At 38.2% G+C, this 11,995-nt stretch carries 11 protein-coding genes; 3 read left to right on the forward strand and 8 right to left on the reverse strand.

Annotation, left to right across the window (positions count from 1 at the left end; genetic code table 11):
- Positions 1–33: 33 nt before the first annotated feature.
- The 7 genes from M3196_RS15230 to M3196_RS15265 form a co-directional block, all read right to left on the reverse strand.
- Positions 34–969: an ATP-grasp domain-containing protein gene (locus M3196_RS15230; RefSeq protein WP_251323167.1), complete on the reverse strand. Its 936-nt coding sequence runs from the start codon at positions 967–969 to the stop codon at positions 34–36.
- Positions 970–1,065: 96 nt separating this feature from the next.
- Positions 1,066–2,280, reverse strand: a complete 1,215-nt coding sequence (locus M3196_RS15235) for a hypothetical protein (protein ID WP_251323168.1) — start codon at positions 2,278–2,280, stop codon at positions 1,066–1,068.
- On the reverse strand, positions 2,274–3,488 hold the full coding sequence (locus M3196_RS15240) for a DUF58 domain-containing protein (protein ID WP_251323169.1): 1,215 nt from the start codon (positions 3,486–3,488) through the stop codon (positions 2,274–2,276). The genes M3196_RS15235 and M3196_RS15240 overlap by 7 nt, the downstream gene beginning before the upstream one ends.
- Positions 3,489–3,490: 2 nt before the next feature.
- A complete protein-coding gene (locus tag M3196_RS15245; protein WP_276531386.1) occupies positions 3,491–4,480 on the reverse strand; it encodes an AAA family ATPase in 990 nt (329 codons plus the stop codon).
- Positions 4,481–4,580: 100 nt separating this feature from the next.
- A complete protein-coding gene (gene bacA / locus M3196_RS15250; RefSeq protein ID WP_251323171.1) occupies positions 4,581–5,381 on the reverse strand; it encodes an undecaprenyl-diphosphate phosphatase in 801 nt (266 codons plus the stop codon).
- Positions 5,382–5,516: 135 nt separating this feature from the next.
- Complete coding sequence (locus tag M3196_RS22245; protein WP_425311009.1) at positions 5,517–6,104, reverse strand: 3D domain-containing protein; 588 nt, start codon at positions 6,102–6,104, stop codon at positions 5,517–5,519.
- A gap of 225 nt (positions 6,105–6,329) precedes the next feature.
- Positions 6,330–6,482: an aspartyl-phosphate phosphatase Spo0E family protein gene (locus tag M3196_RS15265; protein WP_251323172.1), complete on the reverse strand. Its 153-nt coding sequence runs from the start codon at positions 6,480–6,482 to the stop codon at positions 6,330–6,332.
- A 409-nt stretch (positions 6,483–6,891) separates the two neighbouring features.
- Between M3196_RS15265 and M3196_RS15270 the strand changes: the two genes are divergently transcribed.
- On the forward strand, positions 6,892–7,068 hold the full coding sequence (locus M3196_RS15270; protein WP_251323173.1) for a hypothetical protein: 177 nt from the start codon (positions 6,892–6,894) through the stop codon (positions 7,066–7,068).
- 24 nt (positions 7,069–7,092) lie between these two features.
- Here the strand turns inward: M3196_RS15270 and M3196_RS15275 are convergent, their stop codons facing one another.
- A complete protein-coding gene (locus M3196_RS15275) occupies positions 7,093–7,260 on the reverse strand; it encodes an aspartyl-phosphate phosphatase Spo0E family protein (protein ID WP_251323174.1) in 168 nt (55 codons plus the stop codon).
- A gap of 385 nt (positions 7,261–7,645) precedes the next feature.
- Between M3196_RS15275 and M3196_RS15280 the strand changes: the two genes are divergently transcribed.
- Entirely contained in the window at positions 7,646–8,956 is a 1,311-nt protein-coding gene (locus tag M3196_RS15280) for a hypothetical protein (RefSeq protein ID WP_251323175.1), read from the forward strand.
- 86 nt (positions 8,957–9,042) lie between these two features.
- A complete protein-coding gene (locus tag M3196_RS15285) occupies positions 9,043–11,736 on the forward strand; it encodes a DEAD/DEAH box helicase (protein WP_251323176.1) in 2,694 nt (897 codons plus the stop codon).
- The last annotated feature ends 259 nt before the right edge of the window (positions 11,737–11,995 follow it).

The raw sequence follows: 11,995 nt of genomic DNA on the forward strand, positions 1-11,995 counted from the left end.
TCTTGCTTCTGAACGAACTAATGGTTTAATTCTTTAATTCTTTAATTCTTTTCCTAAAAACTCTGCGATTGCTTTCATCCCAAAGATGCCAGCTTTCTCTTCAGCTTCACGGTTGTAATTTGTGTTCGTATTCACATCATACGCATACACATTTCCGGATTTATCCGTAATGATTTCAATCCCCGCAAATGTAATGCCATTTGCTTTTAAGAATGCCTCAAAGTTTGATTGATAAGGCAGGGTAAAGTTTTCTAGGATTTTAAACTTTGGTTCGGATTCTTCAGGCTGATCGCTAATCGGACAAAATTGATCCCCAATCTGGCAGGCATCTGCTGGACAAAGTTCAAATCCTTCTGAAGTATCCACTTTTACGGCATAGAGAAACTTTCCGCCAATAAATTCACAGCGTATGATAAATGGTTCAGGTGCTTCTATATATTCTTGCAAGAGGGTAATACCGTCGATGGAATCATAAAAAGTATCCCCATTCACGTAAGGTTCCAGAGCAGACTTTGTTTGAAACAACTGGACTCCAAGACCTTTGCCGGCCCGGTTATGTTTCGTAATAAACGGCCCATCAAAGCCGGCTGCAGCTTCTAAAAGCTCTTCTTTTCCATATGCCGCAATGGTACGGGGGACAGGAATATCAAATGCTTTTAAAGCACTGTATTGATTTACTTTACTGATTTCAAGCTGCAGCGCACGGTTGTTATTGAACACTTTTCTGCCGTAGCTCTCAAGCCAAGCCAATACAGCTGAAGTATATTCAGGTGCATACCGGTGTCCTCTTGTATGAGAAGAAGCACTCATACGGTTATAAAAAACGCCTTCAGGAGGTGATTTTGTTAAATCAATATGTCCTTTTGACATGTGCCAATCTTCATAGGGAAGACCTAATTCTTCAAAGCGCTGGAATAAAGGTGCCGTCCATTCGCTGTTTTCATGGATGACATATATTTTTGGTGTCATTTGTGACCCTCCTTATTACTTAATTCCGACTGTTTCTATATACCAAGTCTAATATAGAAAGGTAGGAATGAAAAGAAAGGAACACAAAAAGAAGCCTTATTCAGACTTTTTTTTCTGGAGATGCTCTGATTTTTCGAGTTTTTTTATGGCCTTTGCGTAAAGGTTGAACTCTTCATCAGTTATTTTTTTCTCACCATAACGCACCTTTTCATAGGCATGTAAAACGGATTCGGCTTCTTTACCAAAAAGTTTTAATCGTTCAAACCATAAAGGGGCAGATTCTCCTGGAAGTCTTGCATATCCACGTTTATCCATCACTTTTTCAAAGTGCAAAAACTTTTTTCTTGTTCTGTCTTTTGACTGGAGCCATTTTCTCTTACCAAAAGCTGATCCGTTTAAATCTGAACTGGTTAATGCTGATACATTACCTGTTAACACTGCGTCCGCTCTAAAATTAAACAATAATTTTTTTCTCCAGATATAAATAAGTACTATGATTGCAAGTAAGGCAACCGCAGTCCACCAGAGTAAAGTGTAGTTCGTAGAAAGTAACTCTTGAGGCTCTTGTTCGAGGATCTCTTCAGCTACCCCTAATTCTGATTTGCCTTCTTCTTCCTCTTTTTTAAAGAGTTTGATTAAATAGGAAATTGGTATAGCGAACAAACTGAATAACTTCCATAATGGTACTGCTAAGATGTAATACATTAAAAATAACACGCCATCTAAAAGCCAGTAGATAAATTGTTTAATGGGTACTAAAAAAGCAAAGATAACACCGCTCAATGAAACAAGAGCTAGTGGAACGGAAAAGTCTCTCCATACTTTTTCAGCATCAGAATTCTTAAAATAATGAACAGTCATCTTTATTCCGAGCATTAGCATGAATTGAATCCAAACGGCTCCATACATGACTGTGAATCCATCTTTAAAAAAGAAGGAAAGAAACAGTGCAAAAACGGCACTAATTGTTAAGATAATTTCCAAATCTGTTTTTAATGGGTCCTGCCAATTTTCTGTACTTCTCCAAGTAAGAATGACAGCAAGTATTGCAGATAAAAGAATAGAAGAAGTTATAAACCAAAATAACAAAGTGGATATGAGAACTGAAAATGCCAGCGTCAGTTTTAATAGATTAGGTTTGAAAATATATAATGCTCCACTAAAAGCTATTAAAGGCAGCAATACTGCTGCATATAAGGCAAAATCCAGCCATGATGCACCTTGTAAAAGCAAAACATAAAATAAAAAGAGAAGTATGGAATCAAATAGTAAATTCATTCCATATAAAATAATTTTCTGTCTATTTAACATGGAACTACCTCCCTTGAAGTGTATGGCATCAAGTATGCTTCAGTTCCGGTTTGATTCACTAAAAAGATTTTCCCGCCTGACTTTATCCATTTATCCGTAATGAATTGTGTGCTTGAATCATTTGGAATAGTCCCGAGAAGGATAATAAATGGTACAGATCCAGCTAAGTTCCGGTCCATTTTTGTCCACATTATATGTGGTTTTACGGTAACATTGGAGCGGTCAATACGGGCGAGTCCTTCTAGTACTTTACTTAAATGTTGAGGACCACTTCCGGTAGATACATGATAGAGTCCAAATGGACCAGGCACTTTAAAGTTGATATAGACTTCAAATGGAATGTTTCTCTCAGCAGCGAATTGACACATATAGGCAAGATAACTAATCTCGCTTTCCATTTGGATAGAAGATTTCATATCTTTATGATCAGGCAGAATAGTATATACAAATGTCCAATGGTAAACTACAGTTTTTTCAAAAATCTTTGTTTGAAGAGTTCCTGTTCTGGCTGTCGCTTTCCAATGTAATTTGTGAAAGGAGTCTCCAGACGCATAATCACGGTTTCCAGCTGGTAGTGAGACATTCTCAAACAGTGCAAATGGACGTGCTGCTTCACCGCTTCCTTGATGGAAAAGATGCTCTATCTTGTGAACAGGAAGGGGTCTAGGATAAACAATAATTTCAGCGGGAAATAGTTCCTGGAATGCTAAAGCTTGACCACTAGTCTGAAGCGGATCTTGTATCTGCAGAGAAATGTTAGAAATTCTTGTAGTACCTCTTTTTTTTGCTACAAAATGAACGGTTAGTGTATACGCAGTTTTTCTATAAATAGCAAATGGACGTTTTATTTCGATTCTTCCTTTTGAATTCTCAGATGCATCAATATTTGTTTCGGAAATAACATCTCGATGTGTAAATAAGAGTTCACCCCTGAATGAAGGCCATTTTCCCTTATGAATTAGTTTTATATAAAATTCATCAGAATCTCCAGGAAACAGACGGTAAATCTGCTTATTTGAATCTAGTTTCAAATCTTGAGCAGATGACTTGAACTGTAATAACGTTGCACCATATAAAAATAAAATGACCAGACCTAAAACAAAAAGAAATGAGATATTACGATAAAATCCTATAACGAGAATTAAAGGACTGAATAATACAAGCGCTTTAAAAATTGGCTTGATCCAGATCTGATTAATCCATTGCATGATTATCTGCCTGCCTCAGATTCAACAGGTACATCAATGGACTCCAGGATTTCTTTTAGTACCTGCTCTTTTGTTTTTCTCATGGTGCCTTCCATTGTAAGAACCAAGCGATGGGAGAGAACATAAGGAGCTACCAGCTGTACGTCATCCGGAGTAACGAATGTTCTTCCGTTTACATAAGCAGCGCCTTGTGCAGCCTTCATAAAAGCAAGGGTTCCGCGAGGGGAAACACCATTTTCGATAAACTCATGCTGGCGTGTAGTATGAACAATGGATAGCAGATAGTTTTCAATCTCATCACTTACAAAAATATGTTGAACTTCTTCTTGCATCTGAAGGATATCTCCAAGGCTGAAAACCGGTTTGAGAAGCTCTTGAGGATTTTGAACGCGGTACATATGCAGCATTTCTTTTTCTTGAGCAAAGTCAGGGTATCCAGAAGGCAGCTTCATAAAGAAACGATCGAGCTGGGCTTCAGGAAGGGGAAACGTTCCGTGTGATTCAATTGGATTTTGTGTGGCGATTACCAAAAATGGAGAAGGCAGCTTTAACGTTTCACCGTCAATGGTTACTTGACGCTCTTCCATTACTTCTAACAAACTCGATTGAGCACGTGGAGTTGCACGGTTAATCTCATCGGCTAACAGAATGTTAGTCATAACAGGACCCGGGCGCATTTCAAATTCCTGATGTTTTGGATGGAAAAACTGTATACCTGTGATATCTGCAGGAAGGATATCAGGTGTAAACTGGATACGTTTGAAATCACCGCCGATAAGACGTGCGAGACTTTTAGCAAGTACAGTTTTCCCAGTACCAGGTACATCCTCTAACAAAAGATGTCCTTTGTTCACTAAAGCAATCATCGTTAATTCAACTAGTTCATCTTTACCTGTTAAAACTCCAGCAATAGCATTTTTTACTAATTTTACTTGGCTTAATATATTCATGAAAATCTTCCTTTCGAGCGGTATATAAAATAACCATACCATTATTACAATATTTAGAAAATAATAAATTGTAATATTTTTGAAATTTTTGTAATGAAAAAAGAGCTCACCATTAACAGAATGGTGAGCTCGAGTAAAGATTTTATAGATAGAAGAATACAGCCAGTACAGCCGCAATAATAAAACGGTAATAAGCAAAAGGCGTTAATTTCACTTTTGCGATTAATTTTACAAAGAAAAGAATAGCTACGGCTGCAACTAAAAATGCTGTTACAAATCCAGTTAAAAAGAATGGAAGGTCTGAAGCACTTAAAATGTCACGGCTTTTATACAGATCAAGGCCAGATGCCGCGATCATAATCGGAACGGCCTGAATAAACGAGAAATCTGCAGCTGTACGATGATTTAATCCTGAGATCAAACCGCCTGAAATGGTTGCTCCAGAGCGTGAAAAACCTGGCCAAAGAGATAAACATTGAAACAATCCGATCTTTAAAGCTTGTTTATAAGTCATATCATCAAGGTCTGCAGCATTTACACCTTGCTTGTTTTGAACTTTTTCAGCAAAAATCATTAAGAAACCGCCAATTACGAGTCCGATAATAACTGTGTTTGGAGAAAATAGATGTGCCTTAATAAAATCATGAACCAAGAGTCCAATCACTACTGCTGGCATAATTGCTATAAAAATATGCCCAAGGTTTAGAGAGTTTTCCTTTTTTGCCACCTTGCCGACACCAAGCAAACTCCAAAGACGATTCCAGTAGAGAACAACAACCGCAAGAATGGAACCTAGCTGGATCACGATCTCAAAGGTTTTGGCTTTGTCACCTGTAAAATCAAGCATGTGTCCGGCAATAATTAAATGTCCCGTAGACGAAACAGGGAGAAACTCTGTTAAACCTTCTATTATACCCATGATGATTGCAACCCAAAGAAACATATATTCACCTTCACTTATTTTAAATTCATGAAATCTATTATAGTTTAGAAGAAGAGCATTTTCATATTCTTTTTCTAGTTATTTTTGTAAGGAATTGAAAAAATGAAAAAAGATGGGGAAAGAGCCCCATCTTCATTAGTTAATGATCGTAATATTTACGTTCTTTCTTCCCCAGTTGACAGCATCTGAGTAATTTTTCATGTAAACATCAATCTCGTTCCCGTTGATGCCTCCCCCAGTATCTGCTGCTACAGCATAACCATAACCTGGTACATATACAACTGAACCCATTGGAATGACATCTGGATCAACTGCAATTACTTTTGCGTAAGGAATCTCTTTAAGGTTTGTCCCGCTGGAAGTAATTCCGCTGCATCCATCACAATTCGCTGTATATGCCGTAGCTGCAACCGTCATACCTTTTCTTTGTATATTGTTTTGAATGCTGTTAAATGTTTGTGGCCCTGCAATACCATCTACTGATAATCCTTTTGCTTTTTGATATTTAATTACGGCATCTTTCGTAACTGGGCCATAATAACCTGTCGTTACAGCAAAATCGAAATATCCCATTGCTTTTAATTTGCCTTGAAGTTCATAAACATCGTTGTCCCATACACCTGGTCGAAGAGTGTGATCACCCATTGCTGCAATTCCGCTAACGGGAGCAGAAACGAGCAATCCGAATGCCATAGCCCCTGTAATTACCCATTTTTTTATCATGATAACTCCTCCTAATATGTATAATTGGTTAAATACGCCTCGGTTGCCAATTATACTAATCGAATATGACAAACGGGTTAGGAGAAGGTAACAAAGAGATTACAATATTATATTTATATAATAATAGGTAAATAAGGTAGTAAATGGATAGAAGAGGAAGGAGATAAAATTCTTAAGAAGGTTACGATTTTATCGACAAATTTCCCAGGAAATAGACAAAGTTTGTTAATTGTCGTTTCTATCTTCCTTATCATCAAGACGGTTTAATAGTTGATCTAGTTCTTGACTGCATATAACTGTTTCCTTCGCTGTAAGTCCATATGTTTTTCCCAGACAAAGCAAGACTTCGCGTTTTTCTTCAATTAATTGTAGCAGCATGTATCATTTCACAACTTTCATCAGAGATTTTGTCTCAATAAATATGCATTATTTTTATGAAAAGAAAAAGGGTTTCGTGGAAAGAAGTGATAATGTTACAAGATTCAACAACACTCGATTATAGTATGTCGAATGGTCAGTGTTTCCTATTTGACTAAGCTTGGAAAGGAAAGGGAAATATAGCTAGAGAAATAGATTGAGTGGAGGTCATTATGCATCACTCATTAATTATGAGTCCAACTACTAAAATAAACATACATTCTTATTGGGATGTTTTAGCCTGTCTATTGCACTTGCGCTAAGTTTACCGGGAGAATTTCCTGGACGAGAAGATATTATTATTTTTGCATTCTCTGTCGTGTTTTTCTTTGTTAGTACAAGGGATGACGATGTATGAGGAGCACCCTGAGTGGAGGAAGACACAAGACATATTGCTTCTATCGAGGCTTTGTATGCTGAACACGAGGCAATAGAAAGATTGCTAAGAAAAGACATGATTTCCAGTCAGCTTGCAGAGGAAGAAATTGAGCGGATTATTGATGAGATTGAGCAGAAGAAAAATAAATATTATGAAGAAGAGATTTAAAAAATGGCCAAGAGGGGCCATTTTTTATATGTTTTTTTGTCGTGAAATAGTAAATTTGTTGAGAAGCTGATCGAGCTGCTGACTAACTTTTACTAATTTCGGATGTGCCAGTTCATGGTTCAGCTGCAGAGAAGTACGATATAGTTCTTCCCTTAAGACGCTAATCCGTTCTTGAATGGTATTCTCCTTCATATGTATATCTCCCTTGCAATTATTACTGACGAAGGAGTTCATTCTGCAAATGGCTGGCATATCCTTTAAATTAGCCATTATAGGTTTGAGTCCTTCCCTTTAGAAAAGTTTGCTCATTCGTCGATTTTTTACATAGCATATCATATTCACGACTCGTTGTTTACAAATAATTACAAAATGAGACAACAGCAGAGATATTAAAAGATGTAAAAAATCAAACCTGCTACTAATGATATCGGACGGAAAATAATTAGTTTAAGAGGAATAAAGTTGTTTTTTTTGGTCAACAGAGGGGATTTACTTTAAAATAGAAATGATATGCAATGAATGAGCAAACCTGTAATTTGCTATAATTGGTAATAAAACTTGAAGGAGGGGAGACGGAATGAAACAACCAGAGGAACACCATGAAAAAAATCGGACACAATATGATTCCCCTGAGAAAAAAGTTCAAAATACACATTCGGTTCAGTTGTGGCGTGAGTATTTTTCAGAACGGTTCGAGACTTTCGAAAAACGGAAAATGCAAACCGTCTCCTTTCGGGATCTTGCTGACGGAAAAGATACGAGTTACACCTTTGTACATATCTACCGCGATTATTATCCCGCACTCTTAAATGCTGGACAATTTTTTGATGAAGATATTGCATTGCTTTATAGATATCATGTGCAAATCGAAACTCTTATTCGCTTATTTTCGTTTGAAGCACAATATGGTGTTGCCTCTTATTTACAGGCGAATTTTGATGCTACAGTTGAAAAATTATCTGATCAGATTTATGTGGCATTAAAGGAGATAAATAGTGAAAAACTCCTAAACGAGAACAAAAAATTAGTCGAAGAGAGCCTCCGAAACTTTCAAAGTCTTTATGAGATCCCGCCTAAATGGGGTTATTTATTATTTTATCTATTCCAGATCAGCTGGTCTCTTCTCTATTCTGAGAAAACTTGGATCGAAAAATATGAAAAACAATTGCTCGAAGAAAAAGAATCAGGCAAATCATCTCAAATGCTCGAGCTCGCTCTTGTCCATTTTGCTTTTGCACGCCAGGAAGATGATCTTGCTTTTGAACGATTGGGTCAGAATGAAAAGAAAGCAGAAATGGTGCATTACCTTGTATGGATGAAACTTTTGGTTGATAAGCAGGAATGGGAACGTCTTTTGTCATGGCTCCTTTATTTAAAACCAAAATTTTTACAAGGTGTAAGCTCTTATTATTACCATTCTGATGCACGTGAATTTTTTCATGAGTACTTAAATTACTTCTGGAAGTATGCGCAGCACACCGGTGATGAAGATCAGTACGAAGAAATGCTTATCGAATTTTTACCGATAACCTTTTATGAATATGGAGAATATTTGATGGTGATCGGGGAGCATGAGAGATGGGTGGAGCTTCAAGTAATCATGGGTTATTCACCTGAGCTCATTCAGAGAAAGGATTTAAAAGAAGTTCTCTCTTTTCAAAAGGAAACGGTCCTTCCGATCTATCACCAAACAATTGACAGGCTGATCAATGAACGGACGAGAAAATCATATCAATCTGCGATTAAGCATCTAAAAACGCTCCGGACTCTTTATTTTGATCTTGGTGAGGAAGAACGCTTTTCTCAATATATAAACCAGATCGCCACAGTATATGGCAGATTAAGAGCATTTCAGGAAGAGTTAAGGAAAGGAAAATTTATTTCATGATCGATACAAGCAATCTTTTACTTCACGCAAAATGGCTTCATGGAAATATGGTTTTATGGGCCACCAAACATAGGAAAAGAGTGCATGTGAACGATTGGAAACCTCTTTTATTTACGTGGCATCAGCCATCTTTTTATGGAACGCTTCTGGATATAGATGATGACCAAAATGTATATTTAAACGGGGGAGAAGCTTTTGTGCTGTTCAATCGCTATCCTGATTTTTTTCTTTCTGAAAGCAATTGGGAAAAAGATTCTTGGGAATTGGTTGAAGAAGCAAACCATTATGCTAAATTAATGAAAGCTGATCTCGTGTCACCTGATTTTGAAGCATGGAAATCAGGTGATTGGTCATGGAAAGCTGAGGGGAAACGCATAGACTCTCCTTGGATAAATGAAGCACTTTCAACTTTGCCGGACACTGATTTTTCTGTAATGCCGTCATCTTTTAACAAAGAAATGGTAAGTGGCAACTCAAGGCAGGTTATATCTGCATTAGGGCATTTGGATGAAGAAGAATGGCTGATTAAAATAGGCTGGAGAGAAGATCCTAAACCTTTCAAACTGATAGTTGAGCTATCTGAGCCTGATGAGGAAGATAAAGATATATGGAATCTGAATGTCTTCTTGCAGGAGAAAGAAGAAGGTATTCGTGTTCCTTACAAAGGGAAAAGCACTCTATTACCAGATGAGTGGAAACCGTATCAAGAAACGCTGGAGAGTGATATCGAGCTTGTTACTAAGCTTATTTCCTGGCTTAAGGTTGGCAGCCGAAAGGAAATTAGAGAAGAAATCACAGAAAAAGAAGCATGGGACTTTCTCACTTCAAAAAGTGAGCTCCTTCGCCAGATTGGAATATCAAGTATTCTTCCGGAATGGTGGCAAACCGTTCAGGAACTGCAGCCAAAGGTTAAGGCAAAGATCAAAACTAAACCTCAAACCGGAGGCGGAGCACCGTCCTTTTTAGGGTTAAATGCAATCATGCAATTTGACTGGAGGCTTTCAACTGGAGATGAAGAACTTTCGGAGGAAGAATTCCGTAAGCTTGTGGATGGCAGCAGAAGACTTGTCCGCAGAAACGGACAATGGTACAGAGTAGACCCAGAATGGATGAAACAAGTCCGTCATTTAATCAAAAATGTAGACCGTACAGGGATTCAGTTAAAAGATGTACTTGAACAGCATCTTTTAAATATGGAATCAAACCCAGCTGAAGATCAACTTGAAGGAATCGAATTTGAGGGCCCGATGCTCGATATGGAGTGGGATGAACCTCTCAACCTTTGGATGGATCAACTGTCCGAAATTAAAACGATTCCGGTTGAACCGAAAGCCGAGAACCTGCTAGGAACGCTTAGGGAATATCAAAAGACAGGAAGCTCCTGGATGTATTTTCTTCGGAAGTTCGGGCTTGGAGGCTGTCTTGCCGATGACATGGGACTTGGAAAAACCGTTCAGACGATCGATTATTTTTTAAAGGTAAAAGAAAAAGGGGAACAGGAAGGTACGTTTCTGCTGATTTGCCCTACGTCTGTAATTGGAAACTGGCAAAAAGAGCTGGAGCATTTTTCTCCATCACTAACTGTTGGATTGCACTACGGATCTAACCGAAAAAAAGGAGAAGAATTCGAGGCATGGTATAAGGATTACGATGTTGTTATTACATCGTATACAACCTGCCAGCTTGATTTTACAGAAATGGGCGGTACGTTCTGGGAGACGATTGTGCTCGATGAAGCCCAAAATATTAAAAACAGTTATACGAAACAATCGAGAAGCATCCGGAAGTTGAACGGCCGCCATAAGATCGCATTAACAGGAACGCCTGTTGAAAATCGGCTGCTTGAACTATGGGCGATTTTTGATTTTCTTAATCCAGGTTATTTGGGAAGTGAGCCATCTTTCCAGAAGAAATTTGTCCTTCCGGTTGAAAAGGAAAATGACAGTGTACGACTGCAGCAATTAAAGAAGCTTGTGCACCCTTTCTTGCTGCGGCGTACAAAGATGGATCCTGCTGTCCAGCTAAACCTGCCTGAGAAACAAGAGATCAAAGAATACTGTCCTCTCTCAAAAGAACAGGCTTCATTATATGAGAGACTTGTACAGGATACGTTTGAGCAGCTTGAGAAAGTAACAGGCATGCAGAGGCGCGGCTTGCTGCTGGCTATGCTTGGGAAACTAAAACAAATCTGTGATCACCCCGCTCTTTATACGAAGAATGATAAGCTGACAAAACTGGAAGAGCAGTCAGCTAAGTTTTCGAAGACGATCGAGCTGCTGGAAGCCATTTTTGAAAAGGATGAAAAATGTCTGATCTTCACTCAGTTTATCTTTATGGGTGAGCTGATTAAGAAGTACGTAGAAAAGAAGTTTGGCAAACCTGTATTGTTCTTACACGGCAGTTTATCCAAACAAAAACGTGATGAGATGATAGACAGTTTCCAAAACGGAGATAATGCTATTTTCATCTTGTCGCTAAAAGCCGGCGGAACAGGTCTGAATCTAACAGAAGCAAACCATGTTATTCACTATGACAGATGGTGGAACCCTGCAGTTGAAAACCAGGCCACCGACCGTGCCCACCGCATCGGGCAGAAGAAGTTTGTAACGGTTCATAAGATGATAACCCTTGGCACACTGGAAGAAAAGATCGACTTGATGCTCGAAAGTAAAAAAGAGCTGTCTGAAAAGGTAATACAGAGCGAGAATTGGATCACTGAATTATCAACAGATGAACTGAAAGATTTATTTACTCTCCGTAAAGAGTGGGTAGAAAGTTGATGGATTTGTAGACATGCGAGCGTGCATGTCTTTTTTTGGTGTGCCTGACACAGGTATGTCAAATTATCATTCAACTTCGTCAAATTATTAACCATATGTGTCAAATTATGAACCGGCTTCGTCAAATTAAGCGTAAGCGTAAAATGATCCACACCTGCTTTTCAAGGTGTGGATCATTTAAACTTTTGTTATTCCTTATGATTAGCTAAATAACATGATTCGGGTAGATCTGTTGACCATGGAACGAGTTTTTGAAGCT

Origin of the sequence: Fictibacillus nanhaiensis, assembly GCF_023715445.1 — a bacterium.
Lineage (GTDB): Bacteria > Bacillota > Bacilli > Bacillales > Fictibacillaceae > Fictibacillus > Fictibacillus nanhaiensis_D.

What these genes read in the sequence shown, in the direction of transcription:
- bacA (WP_251323171.1), bottom strand. Translation starts at nt 5,381, where the DNA reads ATGTTTCTTTGGGTTGCAATCATCATGGGTATAATAGAAGGTTTAACA.
- M3196_RS15265 (WP_251323172.1), bottom strand. Translation starts at nt 6,482, where the DNA reads ATGCTGCTACAATTAATTGAAGAAAAACGCGAAGTCTTGCTTTGTCTG.
- M3196_RS22245 (WP_425311009.1), bottom strand. Translation starts at nt 6,104, where the DNA reads ATGATAAAAAAATGGGTAATTACAGGGGCTATGGCATTCGGATTGCTC.
- M3196_RS15230 (WP_251323167.1), bottom strand. Translation starts at nt 969, where the DNA reads ATGACACCAAAAATATATGTCATCCATGAAAACAGCGAATGGACGGCA.
- M3196_RS15280 (WP_251323175.1), top strand. Translation starts at nt 7,646, where the DNA reads ATGAAACAACCAGAGGAACACCATGAAAAAAATCGGACACAATATGAT.
- M3196_RS15275 (WP_251323174.1), bottom strand. Translation starts at nt 7,260, where the DNA reads ATGAAGGAGAATACCATTCAAGAACGGATTAGCGTCTTAAGGGAAGAA.
- M3196_RS15245 (WP_276531386.1), bottom strand. Translation starts at nt 4,480, where the DNA reads ATGGTATGGTTATTTTATATACCGCTCGAAAGGAAGATTTTCATGAAT.
- M3196_RS15240 (WP_251323169.1), bottom strand. Translation starts at nt 3,488, where the DNA reads ATGCAATGGATTAATCAGATCTGGATCAAGCCAATTTTTAAAGCGCTT.
- M3196_RS15235 (WP_251323168.1), bottom strand. Translation starts at nt 2,280, where the DNA reads ATGTTAAATAGACAGAAAATTATTTTATATGGAATGAATTTACTATTT.